Raw genomic sequence first — 23,493 nt, forward strand, 5'->3', positions numbered from 1 at the left:
GGGGCGCTCCTTTAATCGACGATCGCCGAGATGGCCGCGTCAAGGTCGGCACGGGATTGATCGACCTTGCGCCGGCTCTGCGCAACCCACTCACGGTCCTGCTCCAGTTCGTTCCGGGCGATCGACAATAATCGCCGGACCTCGTCCGGGCCGACGCCGCCCGCGGAAGTGCGGGTCTCGACAAAACGGCGCGGGTTCAAAGCATCGCGGACCTGGGCATCCGAGTAGCCCAGGGTTGAGCCGACAGTTTCCACGCTGGCTTGATCCAGTGCGGCGCCGGTCACCCCGGCAGGAGCCACGCCCTCGTACAGACAGTTACGCACCAGGCGGGCCACGATGTGGTGGACCTGGCGGAAAGAGATGCCCCGGTCCCGAACGATCACATCGGCGAGGTTGCTGGCGGTGCACCAACTCCCGGAGAGCAGGGCTGTCATCCGGTCCTCATGCACCACCAGGGTTTCAATGATGCCGGTAAACAGGTCCAGCATGCCTTCGGTGGTGGCCAGCGCATCATGGATCAACGGCAGGTCGCGCATCGCCTGGTCGCCGGTACCTTCGGACCGGAAAGTGGCCAGGGCCGTGCTGAGCCAGGTCACCGATCCACCTGCAGCTTTCTTGATGGTTTCCAAGCCGCTGGGGTTTTTCTTCTGCGGGAAAATACTGCTGGTGCCGCAATAGCCGTCGTGGCTTTCCACCGTTCCAAATTCGACGCTCGACCAGATATGCAGGTCGGTTGCCAGGTCGTTCAGGTCGGCCATGACAAAGGACAATGCGCCAATCGTCTCTGCTGCGTACCATGCTTCGCGGCCCAGCTTGGAGTTTTCTACCAGGCTGTCGAACCCCAACAGGTGCGTGGTGCGCCCACGGTCCAGCGGCCAGGACGTGCCGGCCAGGCCGACGGCACCAAGGGGGTTGCGATTGACCCGGGTGTAAGCGTGCATCAAGCGGCTGAAGCTGTCGTGCAGCCTCGACGTAAAACTCAAAAGGTAGTGGCCGAACACCCAGGGCTGGGCATGCTGCATATGGGTGTAGCCGGGCATGATGGTGCCCGAATGCGTGGAGGCCTTCTGAATCAACGCCACCTGGAACTCATTGATACGGTCCAGCACCGCCAGGATGCGCTTGCGGTCGTACAGGCGGCGTACCGTTGCCCCTTGGTCTATCCGGCTGCGGCCGGTGTGCATCTGCCCGGCCGAGTCTTCGCCGATCCGGGAGAAAAGGTACGATTCAACCTGAAGCAGGAAGCTGCCTTTCTTTACATCAAACGGGAAGTCGGCGGGAACCATGTCCCGAATCAACCGCAGCTCCGCGAGGATGGCTTGCCCGACCGACACAGAAAGAATCTGCTGTTCAACCAGCATCACGGTGTGCGCCAGGTCCACTTCGACAAACTCGTGAAACTGACGTTTCTCGGTCTCAAGTGCCGGAATATCATGGTACTTGACCATGCGTTCAGCGGGAGGAGCACTCAGGCGAGCGTCGGTTAACAGTGTTTCGTTGGCATGTAAATTCGACATTTAAATCACCGCTCAATAAGTTCTACATTCGTCAAATCGATGGTCCCTTCATAATCGACATCCAGGCCATTCAACGCTTTACGCACACCAATTATTTGCTCCTGGTCAAACAGCGGCAGATTGTCCGGGTCTTGTTCCCATAGAATCTGCTGAATCTGGCCGTAATAGGACATGCGTGTTTTTTCATCCAGTTCACGCGAGGCCAACTGAAGTAATTTGTCTACCTGAGGGTTGCTGTAACCCGTGAGATTCTGCGGGTCGCCGCTGGACAACTTTCGACGCAAACGAATATCCGCGTCAGATATGCCCGTTCCCAGTAACCACATGTTTGCGTCATTGCTACCTTTGCCCGTGCCCTTGCCCGGCTCGGGGCGATACAAGTTCTTTTGATACGTTGCCCATTCCCATACCTTAAACTCGGTCTTCAGCCCCACGGCGTTAAGATAGCCTTGGACAACTTCCGAGACCTGGCGATCTTTGGTATAGCGTCCCGCCGGGGTCCATATAACTACGGTGCCTGGATAACCGCCTGGATATACCTCGTTAATTATTTTTCTTGCCGCATCAGGGTCGTACTTCACCGGAGGGAATTCACGTCGGGCTTGCGTACCCTCCGGAAATGGGCCAGTGGGTACTTTTCCATATCCCAACAACACTTTGTCGACCAATGCCTGGCGATCAATCGCCATACTCACCGCCCTCCGTATGCGCGGGTCATCAAAGGGCGGTTTGGTCAGGTTCATTTCAAAGAACACCTGGAATGTGCTGGGTACCCGCAGCAAGGTGGATTTATTCAGTTCCTTTAATTCAATAGCCGCCTCGGGCGATAAATTTGCCGCGATATCCGCATTGTTCGTTCGCAGCTCTATGACTCGGGAAAAATCTTCCCTGACCGGACGGAACACGATGGTTTCCGGTTTTGCCGTTGTTCCATAAAAAGCGTTGTTCTTATGAATAACGGCCTGGTCGTTGGGTATCCAACTATCAAATACGTAGGGCCCGGTACCGACGGGATGGTGCCCATAAGCCCGTCCATATTTAACGACAGCGGCCGGACTGCTGATTGACGAAGATTCTTTTGCCAGTAACTCCAACATTGTGGGTGACGGATTTTTTGTGGTGATGCGTAACTCATTCGGCGCTAGCGCATCCACCGAAGCTATATCCGCATAGTAGGACCGGTGCGGAGAACCGAGCTTGGGGTTCATGATTCGGTCCAGGTTAAACTTCACCGCTGCAGCATCAAACGCCGTGCCGTCATGAAAGGTAATTCCCGGTTTCAGGATAAAAATCCATTGCCGTCCATCCTCGGACCTTGACCATGACTGCGCCAAATCAGCTACAAACGTGTTATGCCCGTGACCGTCCCATGCGACCAACCGATTAAACAGGTGATTAATCACGTTATAAGAAGGCACACTGCGCGAAATCGCTGGGTCCAGGGTATCGATATCAGCGCCTTGAACGAATGTCAGCTTCTTCAGGTCTTTGGCGTTGGCAACAAACGATAGGCCCGCCGACAGTCCAAGGATGCCGACAACAGCGAAACTCCGTATCAATACTTCCAGGCAATTCAGACGCCGCATAATCTTTCTCGCTTGATAATTCTGGTGGACACACAGGGCGTGTTTAACCGCGCCGAACTCATTTATGCGTTACGTGATTTCGGGTCGATATAGTCTCGCAACGCATCCCCCACAATGTTGAAACTCAATATGGTCAAAACCAGTGCAAATCCGGGCGCAATCAATACGTAGGGATGGGTGGTCAATAACGGCCGCGACTCGGCAATCATCGAGCCCCACTCCGGGGTGGGCGGCGGCGGGCCAAGCCCCAGAAAGCTGAGCCCGGAACCAATGAGGATTGCTTCAGCCAGCGAGACGGTGGCCTGGATAATGACCAGCGAACCGATATTCGGCAGGATATGTATCAGCAGCAGCCGCAGATCGCTGACGCCAATCGACTTGGAGGCCAATACAAACTCGCGGTTTCTCAATGCCATGACCGGCCCGGCAAAGAAACGCACGTAAATCGGGATCGTTGAAATGGCGATGGCCAGTGTCAGGCTTACTATGCTGTTGCCCGCCACCGTGATGACCAGAATGGCAACCAGTGTCCGGGGAAATGCAATCATCGAGTCCATGACCCGCATCACCACCCCGGCGATGGCGCCGTTGTAATAGCCACACGCCGCACCTAAAGCGATGCCAATGACCATCGCAATGCTGACACTTGAAACTGCGACGGTGAGCGTAATTCGTGCCCCCCACACGACTCGACCCAACAAGTCACGGCCCAATTGGTCCGTGCCGAGCCAGGAACTTGCACCGGGCTCGACAAGGGACGTTGATAAGTTGATCTTGGTGACCGAATCCCAATCAAACAACAAAGGGGCAGCTATCGCCGCAGCAACCATCACCAGGATCACGATCAATGAAGCAAACGCGAACCAGCGCTTATTGGAAATAAGGAAACTGACAAAGCCCAACCGATATTTTTTCGGAAGTTTCATATCGGCCTCAGTTGTAAGTGACGCGAGGGTCGAGGACGCCATAAACCAAATCCACCATTAAGTTGATAATTACCACCACCGCGGCAAACACAAGAACTGTGCCTTGGACGACATAAATATCCCGAGCCATGATTGCATCAATCAAGAGCCGCCCCATTCCCGGCCAGGCAAATACTGTCTCGACAATAACCGCGCCACCCAGTAACCGGCCGAAGTCCATACCGAATACTGTCACCAATGGAATGGCCGCATTGGAAAGTGCATGCTTGAGTACTACCTTGTAACTCGGTACACCTTTCGCATAGGCAGTACGAATATAATCTTCCCTCAGCACATCCATCATGGTGGATCGGGCCAGCCGTGAAAAAGTTGCAACATACGGCAAACCAAGTGTCAAGGCCGGTAATATCAGGTGTTGCAGCCCGCCTCTGCCGGTCGGCGGCAACCATCCGAGGTTGGCTGAAAAGATCAGCATCAATATCAGTCCCAGAAAGAAGCCAGGCATTGATATGCCCAGAACTGCAACGGTGGTCAGCGAACTATCAAGGAAGCCTCTGGGCTTCAAAGCAGCCGCAATACCGAGGGGAACGCCAATGATGACGGCAAGCAACATTCCGGCAGCGGTCAGTTCAATCGTGGCGGGAAGAGTTCTGGCTATACCTTCGAGCACGGGCGTGAATGTCTGGAATGACTCGCCAAAATCACCCACGACAACTTTCCTGACATAAATAAGGTATTGATTGATTAGCGGCTTATCCAATCCGTAGTTTTGCCTTATTTGCGCAACATCTTCCGCTGTTGCATCCGGACCTGCTGCCAGCTGCGCAGGATCTCCCGGAATAAAGTGCATGACCAGGAAGACCACAATGGAGACTCCCAGCAGCATCGGAAGCAGAAGTAACAACCTGCGGACGGTATAATTCAGCACGCGCTATCCTCTTTTTTATTTTTACTTAAGCGGCACCCGATATTAATAACGGGAACGGCTTTTCTTTGGTAAAACCACGCAACTAAATCATCGCGCCGTTACATGCTTATAGCAAACCGGTAACAGGTTGGACGCACATAACAAAATGTTATACGCTCGCAAAAATGCGCCCTCCAACATTCGATCGAGAGCCACAATGAAACTCAATCCTCGCCAATTGGAAGCTTTCAGGGCGGTCATGCTCACCGGAAGCATGACTATCGCCGCCGAGGCACTTCAGGTCAGTCAACCGGCCATCAGCCGGCTCATCCGCGACCTCGAAATTGTCCTTTCCCTTCGACTGTTTCGCCGTGAAGGCAATCGCCTCATTCCCGGGGCGGAAGCACAGGTGTTGTACGCGGAGGTGGACAAGTTTTATCAAGGCATAGAACGCATCGAGCGGGTTGCAGAGGACCTTGTGACGCTGCGCACCGGCACATTGAGGATCAGTTCAATGAGCACGCTGGGGCTCAGTGTGGTGGCTGAGGGGGTATGCCGATTCGCGCGAAAGCACCCCGAGGTCAGAACCTCGTTGGATGTGCGCAACTCGGTGGGCATCCTGGAACTGACGTCTGCCAACCAGATCGATATTGGTTTTGTGCAGATTCCTTCAGGGGAATATCCCGGGATCCAGGTGATCAACCTGCCACCCATCAGCGCGGTGTGCGTGATGCCGGCCAACGATATGTTGGCCACCAAAGACGTGGTGACCCTGGAGGATTTGCACGGGCGACGCCTGATTACCCTGAACGCCAACAATCCTTTGCAGCGACGCATCACATCAGCCATGGAGGCTCGGGGTGTTGCAGGCGTCTCCAGCGTTGAAACCACCGCCGCGCACTCCGCCTGCGGAATGGTGTCCGGGGGGCTCGGCATCACCGTGTGTGATCCATTCACCGCCTCCTACTCGAAATACCCGGGCCTTACGTTCAGACCGCTGGACCAGGACATACCCTTCGAGGTTTCGATGGTATTTCCGGGTCACCAGCAGCGCTCCAAGCTCGCCTCGGATTTCATGCAGGTCATGGAAGGTATCTTCAGGTCGGAGTTTATTTCCATGATTCCCCGTGAAGCGTACTAATCGCGAGTCACTTCAGTTCGGTTGAGTAATTCAGCGGCACCCATTGCCACGCGGCGCCCTGACCACGCAAATGCCCCAGGCCGGGAAACGAGAGGTGCGCCGCGCCGACCAGCGCGCCCTCTTTCGCAGCCAGGCTGAACACGGTCTCGCGGGCAGTGGTGGCGGCTTTCTTGTCCGTATCAAACTCGATAGTCACCGACGGGTCGGCAAACTGCACGGCACCGGCGTGGATCAGATCACCGGCGACAATCATCTTCTGGCCTTTGCTCTCAACCAGGTAGCTGGTGTGCCCCAGGGTATGGCCATAGCTGGACAGCGCCTTGAACCCCGGCAGGATCTCCCCGCTGCCCTGGAAAGGCTGGAACTTTCCAAGCGCGATATACGGGTTCAAGGACGCCATTGCACCCTTCGCGAACTCGGGTACGAAGCTGTTGGCGTCGGCCGAGGCAGGCTCCAGCCTCGCCGGCGAGAGCCAGTAATCGGCGTCACGCTTGTCGGCGTGTACCGTGGCGTTCGGAAACACCATCACCCCTTCGGCAACCAGCCCACCCACGTGGTCCGGGTGCATGTGCGTGAGAAGGATGTCATCGACCTGCTCCGGCTTGTAGCCGGCTGCCTGCAGGTTGGCCGCGAGCTTGCCCAGGGTCGGCCCGAAGAGCGCACCAGCGCCGGTATCGATCAGGATGAGCCGAGTGCCGGTATTGACGAGATACGCGTTCGTCGAGGTCTCGGTGGGCACCCCGAGGAACGCCTTGCGCAGTGCGGTAGTGGTCTTGGCAGCCGGCTCATTCAGCAATTTGTCGAACGGTGCATCGATGGTGCCGTCACTCAGCGCGGTGACCTCGAAATCTCCAAGCATCGTGCGATAGTAACCAGGGGCCTGGGTTTTGACTTGGGGCGCGGCGGCAACTGCCACCGCCGGTGCCGCGATGGCTCCCAGTGCCAGGGCAGCAGCAAGGGCCGTGTAATTCAACACGCGGGTAAATGTCAGCTTGGTCATGGTGCAGCTCTCCAGTTGGAATCGGCGGCATCCTATTCAAGCGTTTTTTATAGTTGAAATCGAAACTCCGCATGCCAGGTATGTGTGGCGTAGATACCTGCCAGGGCCTGATGTCGTCAGGAAAGCACGCAGAGCTTGAGTTGTTCGCGCAACCAGAGATGTGCCAGGTCCTTGTCGAACCGTGGATGCCAGGCAGAGAACAAACTGAAGTCGCGCACCTCGAGGGGCAGAGCAAGGGCCGCCAGCGAGCGCTCATAACGGCTCAGGAAACGGGACGGAAGCACACTTACACAGTCGCTGTTCTGCAGCAGCAATGGAACGATGCTGTAGTAAGGCACCGACACCGCGACACGGCGCGCACGCCCCTTCTGCGCGAGCACATCATCAATAAAACCGTGAAAGCTGTTCACGGCACCCGACACCACCACATGCTCCAGGCCCAGGTATTCCTCCAGCGTTGGTGGCGCGGATCCGCGAGGGTGATCGGCGCGCTGGGCCATCTTGAATTCTTCCTGCAGCAGCAACTCGTGCGACAGGTTCCCGATACGGCTGTGTGATACCAGCGCGACGTCAATCTCGCCGCTTTCCAACTGATCGCCAAGCAACACCTGGTCGATCGCACGTATCGAAACCCGGATGCCCCCAGGACTCGCAGCCTGCACAAGCTGCACCAGCCGGGGCGCGACGATCGCAGCGGCGTTATCGTTCGCGCCAATCACAAAGGTCCGGTCCGACTTGGCAGGATCAAAGCATGGAAGGTCACCGACCACCGTCCCCAGTACCTGCAACGCCTGGCGCAACGGCTGACGCAAATGTTCGGCACGTGCTGTCAGCACCATGCCTTTTCCGGACTGAGCAGGCATCAATAAAGGGTCGCCGAACAGGTCACGCAACCGCGACAACTGCGCGGATAACGCCGACTGCGTCAGGTTGAGCTTCGCCGCCGCCCGCGTGACGTTCCTCTCCTCAAGCAAGACGCTGAGGGAAGTCAGGAGCGCGAGGTTGTGTCCAGTCAGGTTCATCGGGTTGATCCACTGCCATCTCTCAAGGTGACGTTAATGTAATCAGATACTGCCCCGACGTCACAGGCCTCCCTTGGCCATCCACCAACGCATATTGCTGCTGGTAATAGCGGTCTCCCCGGCCACTGTCGGCGACCAGCTTCACGTTCACGGCGCTGTGGTCGAGGGCCGTGACCGAGCCCACCGGTTGCACACTGCGCACGCTGATGGCGCTGCCGCGTGCGGACGTAGGGCAATTGTTGAGTTTCATCCCGTTGGCCACGGCGAGCGGTGTGCAAGACGCTTCGACGATGCTGCCGTGAAACGAGATGACTCCCTGCCCCACCGGGCTCGCGGCCATGCAGGCACCGGACAGGCTGAACAACAGGCCAACATGGATTGCAGACATTCTCTTGATGCGCATGCCGATACTCCCGGGGGTGATAAAGCCTATGCCCCGGGATATCGGCCGAGCAGCAGGTTATTTTAAGATTTGTCTGATGTTAGAAGCGGTTTTTCCAAAGACTTTGGAAATATCAGTGCCCGCCAACCACAGGTTTACCGTGGGCCCGGTGCCCCGGCTTGAAGCCATGGAGTCGCGCGCACCACACAATCGCGAAGCCCACCGCCAGCAACACGAACATTGCCCAGGGGAAAGACGCCACGCCCCAGGTATCCAGCAACACGCCACCCACCACGCCGCTTCCGGCAATCGCGCTGTTCCATGCCACTACGTTCAGCGACAGTGCCACGTCCGCTCCATCGCCTGCCGCATCCGCCAGTGCGGTTTGCAGCAACGTCGCAGCGCCGCCAAAACTCAAGCCCCACACCGCCACACCGAGGTAAATAACGCCCGGCACCTGCGCCAGAAAACCAAACGCCAAACACGTCGCCGCAAAGCCCGCCAGGCTGACCAGCACCGTCTTGCGCAACGCCACATCCACCAACCGGGCAGTCACCCAAATCCCGAGCAGCGCCGCTATACCAAACACCAACAACACCAGATCCACACGGTCCACCAAGCCCGCCGGGGCCACAAACGGCGCGATGTAGGTATAGAGAATGTTGTGGGCGAGCATCCATGAGATCACCACCGCCAGCACTGGCCGTACGCCCGGCGTGGTCAGCACCTTGCGCAACGGCATGCGCTGATGGGCCGACTGGCCGGGATAATCCGGCACTTTCACCAGCACCCAGACAATCAGCACCAGGGTCAGTGCCGACATGATCCCGAACGTGGTGCGCCAGCCCACCAGCCCACCCAGCCAGGTGCCCAGCGGTACGCCGAGTGACAGGGCAATCGGCGTTCCTACCATGGCCAGCGCCAACGCCTTGCCCTGCTGATGTGGCTCTACCATGCGCCGCGCATAGCCGGCCAACAAACTCCAGGCCAGCCCCGCCGCCATCCCGGCGAGGAACCGCGCCAGCAACGTCAGCCCGTAGTGGGAGGACAGCGCCGTGATGGAGTTGAACAGCAGAAAACCGACGATGGTCAGCAGCAGCACATTGCGTCTACGCCAGCCGCGAGTCGCGATGGTCAGCGGGATCACCGCCAGCACCGAGCCCAGCGCATACGCGGTGACCATCTGCCCGGCCATGGACGCTGAAACTCCCAGCCCATCGCTGATCAGCGGCAACAGGCCCGCCGGCAGGGTTTCGGTGACGATGCAGATGAAACCTGTCATGGCCAGGGCGAGCAAGGCGCCGACGGGCAAGCGGTCGGGAACGGCGTCTGCCGATAAGGTGGTTGAGGGGGTCACAGGGAAACTCCTTGAGCGAGAGGACTTAAATACCGATCGATATAAATGTTGGGCGCCCCACGCAGCGTTGTCAACGACTTATGTATCGACTAGTATTTATCTCATCACCCGAGAGGATTTCCACATGGCACAGATGGGCCGCCCCCGCACCTTCGACCGCGACCAGGCCGTGGAACAGGCCATGCACCTGTTCTGGCAGCACGGTTACGACGCGACGTCCCTGAGCCAGTTGAAAGCCGGATTGGGCGGCGGCATCTCCGCGCCGAGTTTCTACGCGGCGTTCGGCTCCAAGGACGCGCTGTTCCAGGAGTGCGTGCAGCGTTATCTGGCGACGTTCGCCCAGGTCACCGAATGCCTGTGGGATGACAGCCTGCCACCGCGCCAGGCCATCGAGACGGCGTTGCGCCAATCGGCACGCATGCAGTGTGAAGAGGGGCATCCCAAAGGCTGCATGGTAGCCCTGGGCGTGATGAGCGCGCCCTCCCCCGAGAACGCACAAGTCACCCATGGGCTGACCCATTCGCGAGAGCGCACACGGGCGGGCATCGTGCATTGTGTCGAGCGCGGCATCCGGGCGGGCCAGTTACCCTCCGAGACCAACGCCCGTGCCATGGCCACGGTCTACGACAGTTTTCTGCAAGGCGTGTCGATCCTGGCCCGGGATGGCGTCGACGCTGATGCCATCGATACTGCCATTGGCCAACTGATGCTGACCTGGGACTTATCCGCCGCTACAGCGCCGCCCATTCGGCGCGATGCTCCAGCAGAAAATCCACAAACGCCCGCACCCGATGGGGCACATAGCGGCCGTGGGGATACAGCAAGGTAAACGGCCGTGATCGCCCGCCGTAAGGCTGTAAGACCTCTACCAGGCTGCCGTTGGCCAACTCCTCCTCGACGATGAACTTGTAGGTCTGGAATAACCCCGCGCCGTGCTTGGCCAGGGTTACGCCACCCAGCACGTCGTCAGAGCAGCTGTAGCCTGCTTCCCCGGCAAACTCCCGCTCCTTGCCGTCCACCTGGAACAGCCAGGAAATGCGCCGCCCGTTGCTCGGCAATTCGTACTGGATGCACTCATGGTTCGGCAAATCCTCCAGGGCCTGGGGCGTGCCGGCACGCTTCAGGTATGACGGCGTCGCGACCACCACCAGCCTGGCGTCTTCCAGCAACCGCGCAATCAGCGTCGAGTCCGGCTGGGCCCGCACGCGAATGGCCAGGTCATAACCTTCGGCGACGAAATCGATGTTGCGGTTGCTGATGTGGATATCCACGCTGACTTGCGGGTACAGCGCACGGAATTTCGGCAGCAGCGGCAGGATCCGGTGATGGCCGTAGGTGGTCGGGATGCTGATGCGCAACAGCCCGGACGGCACCGATTGCGCGCCCATCATTTCCTGCTGGGCTTCCACCAGTTGCGTCAGCGCCTGGCGGCATTGCTCGAAAAATGTCCGGCCGCCATCGGTCAGGCGGATGCTGCGGGTGGTGCGCACAAACAGCCGGGAGCCCAGGCGCTCTTCCAACCGCGAGATGCTGCGGCTCACCGCCGCCGGGGTCACACCTGCCACCTGGGCGGCGGCGGTAAAGCTGCTGGCCTCGGCGGCCAGGCAGAACAGCTCGATGCTGCCCAGCTGCAAATCTTCGAAATGGCGTTTCATGATGGATTACACCGGGTAGGTCTTTAAGGACTCGCTCACTGCTTCGAAAAACTAAAACAACAACCGTGAAAAATCACAACACTGCACCGCCAACTGCGCCACATTCTGGTTCAAGCCAAACTGCCGATCCCCGCGATGCAACGCCACATACCCAACCCTCGGTAGCGCCGGTTCCGTCACCAGCGCGCGCAGCTCCCCGCGCTCGATCAAATGCGACAAACACCCCTTGGGCAAATAACTCACCCCCACCCCCGACAGCGCCAGCCCGACCTGCACCAACAGGTTATGACTGGTCAACTTGCGCGGCATCTGCACAGCATGCGCTGCCAACCAGCGCTCATAAATCAGCCCCGTCCCCGAGTGCGAACCCTGGGTCAACACCGTATACCCGGCCAATGCCTCAAGCCCCACCGGATCAGCCTCGCTGACCAACCCCGGTGCGCACATCCAGGCGTTTTCCACACTGCCCAGCGGCGTACTCAGGAAGCGCGAATCACTGTAGGCATCAGGCACGATCACCAGGTCCAGCTCATCACTCTCCAGCTTGCGAAACAGCTCACTGCTCAACTCCACCGACGGCTCGATCTGCACCTTGGGATAGGCCTCGCGCAACGCCTCCACCAGCGCCGGCAACCAGGTGAAAGCCGTCAATTCCGTCACCCCCAGGCGAAACCTGCGCACCAGCACTTCACGGGTGCTGACCCGCTCCAGCATGTAGTCACGACGCTCCAGCAGGTCCTTGGCGTAGTCGAGCAACTCGGCGCCCTTTTCCGTCAACCGCGCATTGCGTTTGCTGCGGTCGAAAATCTCCACATCGAAGGTTTCTTCCAACTCCTGGATGCGCTTGGAAATCGCCGACTGCGACATGTTCAGCTTGTTCGCCGCCGCCTCGAAACTGCCCAGCTCGGCAATCCAGTACAACGCGTCGATTTGCTTGAACGTGATCATCGGCCATCTCCCATGAGAAAAAGCGATCCTATCAGATAATAAAATATCGCTAAAACTGTATGTTCATCACTCCTAAGATCTAGCCACAGACCCATAAGATCAATCGGAGTTACAGCCATGTCCTTGCCCGGTTCCCGCATCCTCCCCAACCCGCCGCTGGCTTCTGCCGAAGTGCTCGAAGCCTTCACTCACGTGGTCACCCCGCACATCAGCGACAACCTCGGCCGGCACATCGGCGCCCGTGGGCTGAACCGCTACAACCGCACCGGCAAGCTGGTGGGCACCGCGCTCACGGTGAAAACCCGCCCCGGCGACAACCTGCTGATCTACAAGGCCTTGAGCATGCTGGAGCCGGGCCACGTGCTGGTGGTGGACGCCCAGGGCGACACCAACAACGCGGTGATCGGCGAACTGGTCAAGCTCTACGCCCAGCAACGCGGCTGCGTGGGGTTTGTGATTGACGGGGCGATTCGCGATGTCGCGAGCTTCGAGGACACCCCTTGCTACGCCCGCAGCGTGGTGCATTGCGGCCCCTACAAGACCGGCCCGGGCGAGGTGAATGTGCCGGTGTCCATCGGCGGCATGCTGATCAACCCGGGGGATGTGCTGGTGGGTGACGAGGACGGCCTGGTCGCCTTCTCCCAGGCCGACGCCGCCGAAGTGCTGCGTAAGGCCGCGCAACACGCGGCCCACGAAGAGCAAGTCAAAGCCGAAATCGCCAGCGGTGCGGTGCGCCAGAGCTGGATCGACAAGGTGTTGCAACAGGCCGGCCTGGCAGGCTGAGGGGAGTCATCATGAGCACTGCCTTTCTGTCCGACCGGGTGCTGGGCATCGCGCCCTCCCCGAGCATCGCCGCCAATGCACTGGTCAGCGAACTGCGCGCCCAGGGCCGGGACATCGTCAACTTCACCGTGGGCGAGCCGGACTTCGATACACCCGCGCATATCCTCGAAGCAGCCAGTGCCGCGATGCACGGTGGCGACACCCACTACACCGCCACCAGCGGCACCCTCGCCCTGCGCCAGGCGATCTGCCTCAAGCTCAAGCGCGACAACCAGCTGGACTATGGGCTGGACGAAGTGATCGCCGGGTGCGGTGGCAAGCACATCATTTATCACGCCCTGGCGGCGACCCTGAATCGCGGCGACGAAGTCATCGTGCACACGCCGTATTGGGTGTCGTACCCGGACATCGCACGGCTGAATGACGCGACGCCGGTGATCATTCCCGGCGACGAGTCACTGGGGTTCAAACTGTCGCCTCAGGCCCTGGAACAAGCGATCACCCCGCGCAGCAAATGGGTGATCCTCAACAGCCCGAACAACCCCAGCGGCGCGGTGTACAACGAGGCCGAACTGCTGGCCCTGGCCGCGGTGCTGCGGCGCAATCCCCATGTGCTGATCATGGCGGACGAGATCTACGAGCACTTCGTCTACGACGATGCCCGCCACGTTTCCCTGACCCGACTCGCACCGGACCTGAAGCCGCGCACGCTGATCGTCAACGGCGCCTCCAAGGGCTACGCCATGACCGGCTGGCGCCTGGGTTTCGGTGCCGGCCCGGCCTGGCTGATCGCGGCCATTGCCAAGCTGCTTTCGCAAACCACCACCTGCCCCAGTTCCCTCAGCCAGGCTGCCGCAGTGGCCGCCTTCGCTGGCGACCAGGCGCCCATCGCCGGGATGCGCGAGGTGTACCAGCAACGCCGCGAACGCATGCTGGGCCTGCTCGAAGACATTCCCGGCGTGAGCTTCACGCCACCGGATGGCGCGTTCTACGTGTTCGCCAACGTCGCCGGGCTGATGGGCAAGACCACCGCCCACGGCGAGCGGATCGACAGTGACACACAACTGGCCGAGTACCTGCTGCGGGAACACGGCCTGGCCACCGTGAGTGGTGCGGCGTACGGCATGTCGCCGTATATCCGCCTGTCTTTCGCCAGCTCGCTTGACGTGATTGAAGAAGGTTGCCGTCGCCTGAATGAAGCGTGCCATCGATTGCGCTGACGGATTCCCGCCCCACCGGGCGGCCAGGGATGGCCGCTCATTGACTGCCTAGAACAACACTCATAATCATTGATATAAATGAGGCATTCCCATGCACAAGCCCCGCATCGCGCTGGTCTGGCAAATCCTGATCGGCTTGCTCGCCGGCATCGCCATCGGCGCCCTGCTGCACCGTTTTCCCGAATCCCGGCCGTGGCTGGTGGACAACCTGCTGCAACCGGCGGGCGATATCTTTATCAAGCTGATGAAGATGATCGTCGTGCCCATCGTGTTTGCCTGCATGGTGGTGGGCATTGCCGGGCACGGTGACGGTAAATCCCTGGGACGCATCGGGGCCAAGTCCCTGGGCTATTTCTTCTGCATCACCACCCTGGCGATCATCGTCGGGCTGGTGATGGGCAACCTGCTCAAGCCGGGCGCCGGTACCGAACTGGCCAGCCTGCAAGCGAGTGCCGTGACCCTGCCCACGAGCAGCGCCGGCGGTGGCCACAGCCTGGGGCAGATCATTGTCGGGATCATTCCGGACAACGTCATCAACGCCATGGCCCAGGGCAGCCTGCTGTCGGTGCTGTTCTTCGCGGTGATGTTTGGCCTCGGGGTATCGCGCTTGCCGGCCGAGCGCAAGGACCCGGTGATTGCCCTGCTGCGCGGGGTGTCGGAGGCGATGTTCAAGGTCACGTCGATGATCATGGCCTACTCGCCCATCGGCGTGTTCGGGATGATCGCGGTGACCGTGGCCAACTTCGGGTTCAGCTCGCTGTTGCCGTTGGCCAAGCTGATCCTGGTCAGCTACGTGTCGATTGCTTTCTTCGTGCTGGTGGTGCTCAACCTGGTCGCGCGCCTGTGGGGGATCAACCTGTTTGCGTTGATGCGACATATCAAGGATGAACTGATCCTGGCGTTCTCCACCGCCAGTTCGGCGGCGGTGATGCCGCAACTGATGAAGAAACTCGAAACCTACGGCGTGCCGCCTTCACTGGTGAGCTTTGTGGTGCCGGTGGGGTATTCGTTCAACCTGGACGGTGCGTCGCTGTTCCTGGGGATCGGCACGCTGTTTGTGGCGCAGCTGTATGGCATCGACCTGAGCCTTGGCGACCAGGCCCTGCTGGTGGTGACCATGGTGCTGACATCCAAGGGCGCGGCCGGGGTGCCGGGGTTCATGTTCGTGATTCTGTCGGCGACCCTGGCGAGTGCGGGCTTGCCGTTGGAGGGCATCGCCTTCATCGCCGGGGTGTATCGCCTGATGGAAATGCCAACCACCGCGTTGAACGTACTGGGCAATGCCCTGGCACCGCTGGTGATTGCCAAGTGGGAAAGGCGTGAGAGCACCGCAGAAACCTGTGGCGAGGGAGCTTGCTCCCGCTGGGCCGCGAAGCGGCCCCAATAAGCAGCCCTTGTTCTTTCAGGTAGAACGTGGGTGCAGGTTTTGGGGCTGCTTCGCAGCCCAGCGGGAGCAAGCTCCCTCGCCACAAGGGTGGGTGTGGTGGGTCAGTCGAGGTCCGACGCCTCATGCCGCTCGCGCAGTTGCTCTGACGGCTCGCCCGACACGCGGTTGACCCGGCGCCCACGCTGCACCGCCGGCCGCGCTTCGATGGCATTGGCCCAGCGCACGACGTGCTTGTAATCCTGCACCGAGAGAAACTCCCCCGCCTCATACAAGCGGCCTTTCACCAGGCCGCCGTACCACGGCCAGATCGCCATGTCGGCGATGGTGTACTCATCCCCGGCAATGTATTCGTGCTCGGCCAATTGCTTGTCCAGTACGTCCAGTTGGCGCTTGGTTTCCATGGCGAAGCGGTCGATGGCATATTCGATCTTGGTCGGCGCGTAGGCATAGAAATGCCCGAAACCACCGCCCAGGTACGGCGCGCTACCCATCTGCCAGAACAACCACGACAGGCATTCGGCACGGGCCGCCGGTTCGGTGGGCAGGAACGCGCCGAACTTCTCGGCCAGGTACTGCAGGATCGCACCCGACTCGAACACCCGAATCGGCTTGGGCCCGCTGCGGTCCAGCAGCGCGGGAATCTTCGAGTTCGGATTGACCCCGACGAAACCGCTGCCGAACTGGTCGCCGTCACCGATCCTGATCAACCACGCATCGTATTCCGCCCCCTGGTGACCCAGGGCCAGCAGCTCTTCCAGCAGGATCGTGACCTTCTGGCCATTGGGCGTTGCCAACGAATACAGCTGCAACGGATGACGGCCTACCGGCAATTCCTTGTCGTGGGTCGCGCCGGCAATGGGCCGGTTGATGCTGGCGAAGGTGCCGCCGTTTTGGGTCTTCCAGGTCCAGACTTTTGGCGGTACGTAATCAGTCATGCCACTACTCCTTGGATTCAATGTTCACAACAACTAACGGCAGGAGCGAGCTTGCTCGCGAAAAACTCGAGGGCGCCGTGTTCTTTCAGGATGCCCGCGGTGTGGTCGACGACCTTCGCGAGCACGCTCGCTCCTACAGGTTCTTTTGGGCCAGTTGGGCCATATTCCAACCGCCACCCAGTGCCTTGATCAGCCCTACGTTGGCGCTTAACTGTTGAGTCTGCAGATCCAGCACCGTGCGCTGTGCCTGCAACGACGCTACCTGCGCCGTCACCACGTCCAGGTACGCCGCGCCACCCTGGCGATAGCGTGCCAGGGACAAGTCCTCGGCGTACTGCGCGGCTGCCGCCGCATCGCGCTGGTCAACCAGGGCGGTGTCGAGCCCGGAGATGATCGAGAGGTTGTTCTCCACCTGCTCGAACGCGGTCAACACTACACCACGATACTTGGCCGCGGCTTCATCGGTTGCCGCCTTGGCACTGTTCACCCCGGCCTGGCGCGCGCCGCCGTCAAAAATCGTCCCCACCAGCGACGGGCCGATGGCCCAGAAAATGTTGGGCGCGCTCAACAAGTGCGCGAACTCATCACTCTGGAAACCTCCCTGGGCACTCAGGGTAAGGGCCGGGAACCAGGCGGCTTTCGCCACCCCTATGCGTGCATTGGCCGAGGCAATCCGGCGCTCGGCAGAGGCGATGTCCGGCCGACGCTGCAACAGCGTAGACGGTACACCGGTGGGCACGCCGGGCAAGGCGATATCCGCGACGCTTGGGGCAATCGTGTAGGTCGATGCGGACTCACCCAGCATCGCCGCTATCGAGTGTTCGAGCACTGCACGCTGCACCAAATTCTGGCTCAGCTGCGACTTGACCGTCGACAGTTGGGTACGCGCCCGCGCCACGTCCAGCCCAGAGACGATACCGCCGCCGTGCAAGCCTTCGGTCAGGCTCAAAGCCTTGGCATAGGCATCGCTGGTTTCCTGCAGCAACTGGTCTTGCCGGTCGATGCCACGCAGGCGGATGTAGCTGTCGGCCAATTGCGCCTGCAAACTCAGACGCACTGAGGCCAGGTCGGCCTTGGCGGCCTGGGCGTCGCTGGTGCCGGCGGCAACGGTGTCGCGCACACGGCCCCAGAGGTCGACTTCATAGTCCAGTTCGACCCCCACTGTCCCGGAATCGTAAACATTCGGCGGGCTGGCAGAGCGCAGTGGGCGGGTGTCCGACTGGCGAATGCGCTGGGCATTGCTGGAACCGATCAGCTTTGGAAACAGCCCGGATTGCGCCTGGGCCAAAAACGCCTGGGCCTGGGAATAGTGAGCCAGTGCCGCGCTCAAGTCCGGGTTGCTTTGTAGCAACTGCTGCTCCATCGCGTCCAGTTGCGGGTCCTTGTAGATGTGCCACCAACCGTCGCGACTTGCTTGGTCGTTCGGCGTGCCGACGGTCCACGGTCCCTGGGTATGGAACTGCGCGGCAATGGGTACCTCCGGCACGTCCAGCGGCGGCGCAAGATGGCAGGCACCGAGGCCCAGGGTCGCGACCAATACCAGGCAAGTGCGCTTAGCCATGGGGTTTGGCCTCCACGGGATTGGCGGCCAGTTGCACCGAATCGTCGTCGGCCAGGCCGTCGGGCGGGGTGTCGATCACGCGGTCGGTGGCGACCAGGCCGCTGCCGATTTCCACGCTGTCACCGAAGTCCCGGGCGATGGTCACGGTCTTGAAGTGCACATGATTATTCGCGTCGAGGGTGGCCACGCGCATGCCCTTGTCATCGAACACCAGGGCGCTGGCAGGCAGGCGCAGCACGTCGGTCTGCACCGGCAAGGTGAACTGCACGCTGGTGTAGCCGCCCGGCAACAGGCGGCTGCCGGGGTTCTCCACCAACAGTTGCACCAGGGTGCTGCCGGACGCGGCGTTCACCGCATCGGCAGTGGCGATCACCTTGGCGTTGAAGGTTTCACCGCGATACTCCGGCACGCTCAGACGCGCCACGGTGCCCACCTGGATCTGCGGCGCCGACGACTGCGGCACCTGCACATACACCCGCAGGCGGCTGACGTCGGAGACCGCGAACAGCTCTTTGCCGGTGGCACCACCGGCACTGATCAGCGCCCCCACATCGGTGGAGCGTGCAGTGACCACGCCGGCGAACGGCGCAGTCAAGCGCTGGAAGCCCTTGGTGGCAACCAACTGGTCGACGTTGGCCCTGGCCGCGACCACTTTGGCCTGCTTGGCAGTCAGGTCGCCGGTGCGCTCATCCACGTCCTGGCGCGACACCGAGTCCGACGAAAGCATTGCCTGCCAGCGCTTGGCGGTGGTCTGTGCCAGCGACTCGTCGGCCTGGGCCGAAGCCAGCACGGCCTTGGCTTGCAGCAGTTGCTGATCGAGCTCCGGCGTGTCGATTTCGGCCAGCAGTTGCCCGGCCTTCACGTGGTCGCCGATGTCGACGTTCCAGGTCTTGAGGTAGCCATTGACCCGGGCAAAGATCGACGCCCGGGAGTACGCCTCAAGGCGCCCCGGCAGGTTCAGGATCGGACCCTGGGGCTGCACGCTCGGGGTGATCAGGATCACGCTGGGCAACGCCTGGGCATCGGTCCAGGTTTTCAGGTCATGGGATTCGCTGGCGCGCACACCGATGCCGAATACCACCACGGCAACCAGGACCACCAGCCCGAGCAACAGCCAGAGCAGACCACGGGATTTACGGCGGGGCGAACCCGGATTGGAAACGGAAGCAGACATGTCAAACCCCTTGAGTGGCGGTGGTCGCAAGCGTGGCGTGCTGACGCCGCCCGTGCACAAGACTGAAAATCAGCGGAACCAGGAACAACGTGGCAATGGTGGCGAAGGCCAGCCCGCCGATGACCGCGCGGCCCAGCGGGGCGTTCTGTTCGCCGCCCTCCCCCAGGCTCAGCGCCATCGGCGCCATGCCGATGATCATCGAAATCGCGGTCATCAATACCGGGCGCAGACGGGTAAAGCCGGCTTCAAGCGCCGCCTGCACCGCATCCCCGTGCACGGCCAGGCGTTCGCGGCAGAAGCTCACCACGAGGATGGCGTTGGCGGTGGCCACGCCCATGCACATGATCGCCCCGGTCAGCGCCGGTACCGACAGCGGCGTGTGGGTGATGAACAGCATCCACACGATGCCCGCGAGCGCCGCCGGCAAGGCGGTGATGATCACGAACGGGTCAGCCCAGGACTGGAAGTTGACCACGATCAGCAGGTAGATCAGCACCACCGCGCCAAGCAGGCCAAACAGCAAGCCACTGAAGGCCGCGTTCATGGTTTGCACCTGGCCCTGCAACAGCACCTTGGAGCCGGTGGGCACTTCGCTGGCGTGGGCGGCGATGATCTTCTGGATGTCGGCGGCAACGGCACCGAGGTCGCGGCCCTGGATTGCGGTCAACACCTCGACCACCGGCTGGATGTCCGACTGGGTCACCACCGAGTTCGCGTGGCTGCGTTCGATGGACGCCAGGCCGCCGAGGGTCTGGTCTTGCGCCGAACCGGGGCTGCCGCTCAACGGCAGGTTATGCAGGGCGGCCAGGGTGTCGAGGCCGTACTGCGGGGTTTGCATCACAATCGGATAAGACACGCCGTTGGCCGGGTTGAGCCAGAACGTCGGCGCCACCTGGCTGGAACCCGCCAGGTTGACCACCAGGCTGTTGGTCACATCGCGCTCGTTCAGGCCCACCAGTTGGGCCTGGGTACGGTCCACATCGATCTTGAACGTGGACAGTTGCCGCGACTGCTGGATACGCGCATCCACCACACCCGGCACCCGCCGGATTTCCCGCAGCAACGTGCTGGCGTAGGTGAAGTTGGCGGGCAGGTTATTCCCGCTGACTTGCACATCCACCGGCGCCGAAGAACCGAAGTTGAGGATCTGCCCGACGATGTCCGAAGCCGGGAACGAGAACACCGCATTCGGGAATTCACGGGGCAGCCGCTCCCGCAGTTCGCGCATGTATTCGGCGGTGGGACGATGGCCCTCTTTCAGGCTGATCTGGATGTCGCTGTCCTGTGAACCCACGGTGCCGGTGTTGTTGTAGGCCACGTTGATCCCGCTGATGGCCAGGCCGATATTGTCGACGATGGCCGCCAGCTCCCGGGGCTCGATCACGTTATGAATGGTGTTCTCGATCTGCGAGACCAGCCGCGCATTGCTCTCGACCCGCGTGCCGATCGGTGCACGCACATGCAACAGGATCTGCCCGGAGTCGACGTCGGGGAAGAAGTTGCGACCCAGGAATGGCACCAGCGCAAACGACACGGCGACGAACGCCAGCATCGCGATCACCGCGATACGGCGGTGGTGCAAGGCACTCTCCAGTGCCCCGTGGTAAACCCCGCGAAACGCCTCGAACTGGCGCTCGAACCCGCGCTGGAATTTCACCAGCGGGTTGCTCGACGGCGCCACCACCGGCGTACCGTCCGCATGATGTTCGTGAGGCTTGAGCAGGTAATTGGCGAGGGTCGGCACCAGGGTTCGCGAGAGGATGAACGAGGCGATCATCGCGAAGATCACCGCTTCGGCCATCGGCACAAACAGGAAGCGCGCCACGCCTTCCAGGAAAAACATCGGCACAAACACGATGCAGATACACAGCAGCGACACGAACGCCGGCGTGACGATCTGCGCCGCGCCGTCGAGGATCGCCGTCTCCACCGGCTTGCCCTGCTCCAGGTGCCAGTTGATGTTTTCGATGGTCACCGTAGCGTCATCCACCAGGATCCCCACGGCCAATGCCAGGCCGCCGAGGGTCATGATGTTGAGGGTTTCGCCGAGCGCCGACAGCGTGGCAATCGACGACAGGATGGCCAATGGGATCGACGTGGCGATGATCACCGTGGAGCGCCAACTGCCGAGGAACAACAGGATCATCAGGCTGGTCAACGCGGCCGCTATGATCCCCTCACGGGCGACGCCGCTGATCGCCGAGCGCACAAACAACGACTGGTCGCCGATCAGGTCGATATTCAGGTTGGGCGGCAAGGCGCCTTTGTTGTCGGCCAGTTTGTCCTTGATCCCGGCGATCACCCCGAGGGTCGAGGCCGAACCGGTCTTGAGCACCGGCAGCAGCACGGAGCGGTTGCCGTTGACGTGCACGATGTTGGTCTGCGGCGGGTTGCCGTCACGCACCGTGGCCACGTCACGAATCAACACGGTGGTGCCGTCGGCGGTCTTGATCGGCAGGTTTTCCAGGTCGTGGAAGTCCGTCGGCGAGTTGTTCAGTTGCAGGTTGAACTCGTAGCTGCCGATCTTTTGCGTGCCCACCGGGGTGATCAGGTTCTGCGTGGCCAGGGCAGTGGCCACGTCCTGCGCCGAGAGACCACGGGCCTGCATGCGTGCGGAGTCGAGGTCGATCTGCACCTGGCGGGTCTTGCCGCCGAACGGGTATGGCAGTGCGGCACCGGGCACCGTGGTCAGCATCAGGCGCACGGTGTTGAGGCCCAGGTCACCGAGTTTCTGTTCGCTGAGGCCTTTGCCGGACAAGGCCAACTGCACGATCGGCACTGTCGAGGCGCTGTAGTTGAGGATCAGCGGCGGCGTGGTGCCCGGCGGCAGTTGACGCAGGATGGCCTGGGACACCGAAGTCATCTGCGCGTTGGCCGTACTGATGTTGACTCCCGGCTGGAAGAACACCTTGACGATGCCGTAGCCGTTCAGCGATTGCGCCTCGATATGGCGGATGTCGTTGACCGTGGTGGTCAGCACCCGCTCGAACGGCGAGGTGATGCGGCCGGCCATCTGGTCCGGCGGCAAGCCGGTGTACTGCCAGATCACGGCAATCACGGGGATGCGAATTTCGGGGAAGATGTCGGTCGGGGTACGCCAGGCCGCGAGCGGGCCCACAATCAGAATGAAAATAGCCAATACCAGGAAGGTATAGGGGCGCCGCAATGCGATGCGCACGAGGTTGAGCATAGATGTGATCCAGACAGGAAGTTGATGACTGAAGGAGGTACCGAACAGCGCTTCCCTCCTGCCCCGCCCGTCTGTGTTCCGGGCCAACTGCACTGACATCCGGTCAAAATAGAGGCATATGCCACGATATAGCGTTTAGTGGCATACGCAACTAATTTGTTGCAGCATGTGTCAATATTCATCTTGCCGGATTAACGTTCGGTTAACCCTTGATCTGTAGCGAGTGATCAGCCTGTGAAATGCGCACCGCCTGTCCTGAATAGCCCGAGCACCTGTTCCAACGGAGCCGTGCGGCGCGCGTCCCGTCGTATGGCGCAGATCTATGACGAGGCGTTTGCGCCGTTTGGTCTGAAGGCCACCCAGTATTCGCTGATGAACCACATCGCCAATGGCGACGCTCCGAAGATGCGCGACCTGGCGCAGTCGTTGGTGATGGATTTGTCGGCCCTGGGGCATACGCTCAAGCCGCTGGTGCGGGATGGGCTGGTGGTGTTGCGGGTGGATGAGTTGGACCGTCGCAGCCGGCGGGTGCTGTTGACCGACGCGGGGCAGCGTAAATACGAAGAGGCGCGGGTGGTGTCCAGGCAGATGGCGGTGCGGTTTGATGAGGCGTTTGGGGCTGAGGCGGCTTGCGAGTTGCGCAAGGCCATGGACTTTATTGCGTCTGATGAGTTTGCTCGGGCGTTGTTGGGTTAGGGGGCATATCCGTTATTTGGGTGATGGCTTGTATTGGTTCCGCTCTTACAGCGGCTCACTTTTGAACAGCGCAAAAGTAAGCAAAACGCTCTTGCCCCACCACTCG

The 23,493-nt window shown here is 60.8% G+C and carries 20 protein-coding genes; 6 read left to right on the forward strand and 14 right to left on the reverse strand.

Annotated features, from left to right (window positions below; all coding sequences use genetic code 11):
* Positions 1–11: 11 nt before the first annotated feature.
* The 4 genes from argH to HX815_RS22210 all read right to left on the reverse strand — a co-directional run bounded on the left by argH (position 12) and on the right by HX815_RS22210 (position 4,957).
* Positions 12–1,517 carry an argininosuccinate lyase gene (gene argH / locus HX815_RS22195; protein ID WP_177028890.1) on the reverse strand — a complete coding sequence of 502 codons (1,506 nt, stop codon included), beginning with the start codon at positions 1,515–1,517 and terminating at the stop codon, positions 12–14.
* 5 nt (positions 1,518–1,522) lie between these two features.
* The gene (locus HX815_RS22200; RefSeq protein ID WP_177028891.1) at positions 1,523–3,103 is read right to left on the reverse strand and encodes an ABC transporter substrate-binding protein; all 1,581 of its coding nucleotides are present in this window, start codon (positions 3,101–3,103) and stop codon (positions 1,523–1,525) included.
* A gap of 62 nt (positions 3,104–3,165) precedes the next feature.
* Positions 3,166–4,029 (reverse strand): ABC transporter permease, encoded by an 864-nt coding sequence (locus HX815_RS22205; RefSeq protein ID WP_008433279.1) that lies wholly within the window; start codon positions 4,027–4,029, stop codon positions 3,166–3,168.
* A 7-nt stretch (positions 4,030–4,036) separates the two neighbouring features.
* Positions 4,037–4,957 carry an ABC transporter permease gene (locus HX815_RS22210; protein ID WP_003207915.1) on the reverse strand — a complete coding sequence of 307 codons (921 nt, stop codon included), beginning with the start codon at positions 4,955–4,957 and terminating at the stop codon, positions 4,037–4,039.
* 196 nt (positions 4,958–5,153) lie between these two features.
* Here HX815_RS22210 and HX815_RS22215 point away from each other — a divergent pair, with 196 nt between their 5' ends.
* Complete coding sequence (locus tag HX815_RS22215; RefSeq protein ID WP_087692926.1) at positions 5,154–6,077, forward strand: LysR substrate-binding domain-containing protein; 924 nt, start codon at positions 5,154–5,156, stop codon at positions 6,075–6,077.
* A 7-nt stretch (positions 6,078–6,084) separates the two neighbouring features.
* On the opposite strand, the gene HX815_RS22220 is transcribed toward HX815_RS22215, so the two are convergent.
* The 4 genes from HX815_RS22220 to HX815_RS22235 form a co-directional block, all read right to left on the reverse strand.
* Positions 6,085–7,077: an MBL fold metallo-hydrolase gene (locus HX815_RS22220; protein WP_003207912.1), complete on the reverse strand. Its 993-nt coding sequence runs from the start codon at positions 7,075–7,077 to the stop codon at positions 6,085–6,087.
* A 116-nt stretch (positions 7,078–7,193) separates the two neighbouring features.
* Positions 7,194–8,099: a LysR family transcriptional regulator gene (locus tag HX815_RS22225; protein WP_003207910.1), complete on the reverse strand. Its 906-nt coding sequence runs from the start codon at positions 8,097–8,099 to the stop codon at positions 7,194–7,196.
* Positions 8,100–8,121: 22 nt separating this feature from the next.
* Positions 8,122–8,502, reverse strand: coding sequence for a type 1 fimbrial protein (locus HX815_RS22230; protein ID WP_003207908.1), 381 nt, complete (start codon positions 8,500–8,502; stop codon positions 8,122–8,124).
* A gap of 112 nt (positions 8,503–8,614) precedes the next feature.
* Positions 8,615–9,838, reverse strand: a complete 1,224-nt coding sequence (locus HX815_RS22235) for an MFS transporter (RefSeq protein ID WP_177028892.1) — start codon at positions 9,836–9,838, stop codon at positions 8,615–8,617.
* A 124-nt stretch (positions 9,839–9,962) separates the two neighbouring features.
* Between HX815_RS22235 and HX815_RS22240 the strand changes: the two genes are divergently transcribed.
* On the forward strand, positions 9,963–10,667 hold the full coding sequence (locus HX815_RS22240; RefSeq protein ID WP_102368481.1) for a TetR/AcrR family transcriptional regulator: 705 nt from the start codon (positions 9,963–9,965) through the stop codon (positions 10,665–10,667).
* Here HX815_RS22240 and HX815_RS22245 read toward each other — a convergent pair.
* Complete coding sequence (locus tag HX815_RS22245) at positions 10,570–11,493, reverse strand: LysR family transcriptional regulator (protein WP_008433275.1); 924 nt, start codon at positions 11,491–11,493, stop codon at positions 10,570–10,572. The two genes, HX815_RS22240 and HX815_RS22245, sit on opposite strands and share 98 nt — an antisense overlap.
* Before the next feature lie 51 nt (positions 11,494–11,544).
* Positions 11,545–12,441, reverse strand: a complete 897-nt coding sequence (locus HX815_RS22250; RefSeq protein ID WP_008433274.1) for a LysR family transcriptional regulator — start codon at positions 12,439–12,441, stop codon at positions 11,545–11,547.
* Between the two features lie 117 nt (positions 12,442–12,558).
* Between HX815_RS22250 and HX815_RS22255 the strand changes: the two genes are divergently transcribed.
* The 3 genes from HX815_RS22255 (at position 12,559) to HX815_RS22265 (ending at position 15,831) form a co-directional block, all read left to right on the forward strand.
* On the forward strand, positions 12,559–13,224 hold the full coding sequence (locus tag HX815_RS22255; protein ID WP_134326042.1) for an RraA family protein: 666 nt from the start codon (positions 12,559–12,561) through the stop codon (positions 13,222–13,224).
* A gap of 11 nt (positions 13,225–13,235) precedes the next feature.
* Positions 13,236–14,444, forward strand: coding sequence for a pyridoxal phosphate-dependent aminotransferase (locus HX815_RS22260; protein WP_177028893.1), 1,209 nt, complete (start codon positions 13,236–13,238; stop codon positions 14,442–14,444).
* Between the two features lie 91 nt (positions 14,445–14,535).
* The gene (locus HX815_RS22265; protein WP_177028894.1) at positions 14,536–15,831 is read left to right on the forward strand and encodes a cation:dicarboxylate symporter family transporter; all 1,296 of its coding nucleotides are present in this window, start codon (positions 14,536–14,538) and stop codon (positions 15,829–15,831) included.
* A gap of 101 nt (positions 15,832–15,932) precedes the next feature.
* Here HX815_RS22265 and yghU read toward each other — a convergent pair whose 3' ends face one another.
* The 4 genes from yghU to HX815_RS22285 form a co-directional block, all read right to left on the reverse strand.
* Positions 15,933–16,766 carry a glutathione-dependent disulfide-bond oxidoreductase gene (gene yghU / locus HX815_RS22270; RefSeq protein WP_177023139.1) on the reverse strand — a complete coding sequence of 278 codons (834 nt, stop codon included), beginning with the start codon at positions 16,764–16,766 and terminating at the stop codon, positions 15,933–15,935.
* Positions 16,767–16,899: 133 nt separating this feature from the next.
* Complete coding sequence (locus HX815_RS22275; protein ID WP_177028895.1) at positions 16,900–18,327, reverse strand: efflux transporter outer membrane subunit; 1,428 nt, start codon at positions 18,325–18,327, stop codon at positions 16,900–16,902.
* On the reverse strand, positions 18,320–19,501 hold the full coding sequence (locus tag HX815_RS22280) for an efflux RND transporter periplasmic adaptor subunit (protein ID WP_102605049.1): 1,182 nt from the start codon (positions 19,499–19,501) through the stop codon (positions 18,320–18,322). The genes HX815_RS22275 and HX815_RS22280 overlap by 8 nt, the downstream gene beginning before the upstream one ends.
* Before the next feature lies 1 nt (position 19,502).
* Positions 19,503–22,691 carry an efflux RND transporter permease subunit gene (locus HX815_RS22285; RefSeq protein ID WP_177028896.1) on the reverse strand — a complete coding sequence of 1,063 codons (3,189 nt, stop codon included), beginning with the start codon at positions 22,689–22,691 and terminating at the stop codon, positions 19,503–19,505.
* Between the two features lie 309 nt (positions 22,692–23,000).
* Here HX815_RS22285 and HX815_RS22290 point away from each other — a divergent pair, with 309 nt between their 5' ends.
* Positions 23,001–23,387: a MarR family winged helix-turn-helix transcriptional regulator gene (locus HX815_RS22290; RefSeq protein WP_177028897.1), complete on the forward strand. Its 387-nt coding sequence runs from the start codon at positions 23,001–23,003 to the stop codon at positions 23,385–23,387.
* The last annotated feature ends 106 nt before the right edge of the window (positions 23,388–23,493 follow it).

Source organism: Pseudomonas sp. E6002 (genome assembly GCF_013385565.1).
Taxonomy (GTDB): domain Bacteria; phylum Pseudomonadota; class Gammaproteobacteria; order Pseudomonadales; family Pseudomonadaceae; genus Aquipseudomonas.

Excerpts from the sequence above, each read along its gene's own strand:
- HX815_RS22245 (WP_008433275.1), bottom strand. The coding sequence starts at position 11,493 with ATGAAACGCCATTTCGAAGATTTGCAGCTGGGCAGCATCGAGCTGTTC.
- argH (WP_177028890.1), bottom strand. The coding sequence starts at position 1,517 with ATGTCGAATTTACATGCCAACGAAACACTGTTAACCGACGCTCGCCTG.
- HX815_RS22260 (WP_177028893.1), top strand. The coding sequence starts at position 13,236 with ATGAGCACTGCCTTTCTGTCCGACCGGGTGCTGGGCATCGCGCCCTCC.
- HX815_RS22220 (WP_003207912.1), bottom strand. The coding sequence starts at position 7,077 with ATGACCAAGCTGACATTTACCCGCGTGTTGAATTACACGGCCCTTGCT.
- HX815_RS22265 (WP_177028894.1), top strand. The coding sequence starts at position 14,536 with ATGCACAAGCCCCGCATCGCGCTGGTCTGGCAAATCCTGATCGGCTTG.
- HX815_RS22275 (WP_177028895.1), bottom strand. The coding sequence starts at position 18,327 with ATGGCTAAGCGCACTTGCCTGGTATTGGTCGCGACCCTGGGCCTCGGT.
- HX815_RS22285 (WP_177028896.1), bottom strand. The coding sequence starts at position 22,691 with ATGCTCAACCTCGTGCGCATCGCATTGCGGCGCCCCTATACCTTCCTG.
- HX815_RS22250 (WP_008433274.1), bottom strand. The coding sequence starts at position 12,441 with ATGATCACGTTCAAGCAAATCGACGCGTTGTACTGGATTGCCGAGCTG.
- yghU (WP_177023139.1), bottom strand. The coding sequence starts at position 16,766 with ATGACTGATTACGTACCGCCAAAAGTCTGGACCTGGAAGACCCAAAAC.
- HX815_RS22205 (WP_008433279.1), bottom strand. The coding sequence starts at position 4,029 with ATGAAACTTCCGAAAAAATATCGGTTGGGCTTTGTCAGTTTCCTTATT.
- HX815_RS22215 (WP_087692926.1), top strand. The coding sequence starts at position 5,154 with ATGAAACTCAATCCTCGCCAATTGGAAGCTTTCAGGGCGGTCATGCTC.
- HX815_RS22280 (WP_102605049.1), bottom strand. The coding sequence starts at position 19,501 with ATGTCTGCTTCCGTTTCCAATCCGGGTTCGCCCCGCCGTAAATCCCGT.
- HX815_RS22200 (WP_177028891.1), bottom strand. The coding sequence starts at position 3,103 with ATGCGGCGTCTGAATTGCCTGGAAGTATTGATACGGAGTTTCGCTGTT.
- HX815_RS22290 (WP_177028897.1), top strand. The coding sequence starts at position 23,001 with ATGGCGCAGATCTATGACGAGGCGTTTGCGCCGTTTGGTCTGAAGGCC.
- HX815_RS22240 (WP_102368481.1), top strand. The coding sequence starts at position 9,963 with ATGGCACAGATGGGCCGCCCCCGCACCTTCGACCGCGACCAGGCCGTG.
- HX815_RS22230 (WP_003207908.1), bottom strand. The coding sequence starts at position 8,502 with ATGCGCATCAAGAGAATGTCTGCAATCCATGTTGGCCTGTTGTTCAGC.
- HX815_RS22255 (WP_134326042.1), top strand. The coding sequence starts at position 12,559 with ATGTCCTTGCCCGGTTCCCGCATCCTCCCCAACCCGCCGCTGGCTTCT.
- HX815_RS22225 (WP_003207910.1), bottom strand. The coding sequence starts at position 8,099 with ATGAACCTGACTGGACACAACCTCGCGCTCCTGACTTCCCTCAGCGTC.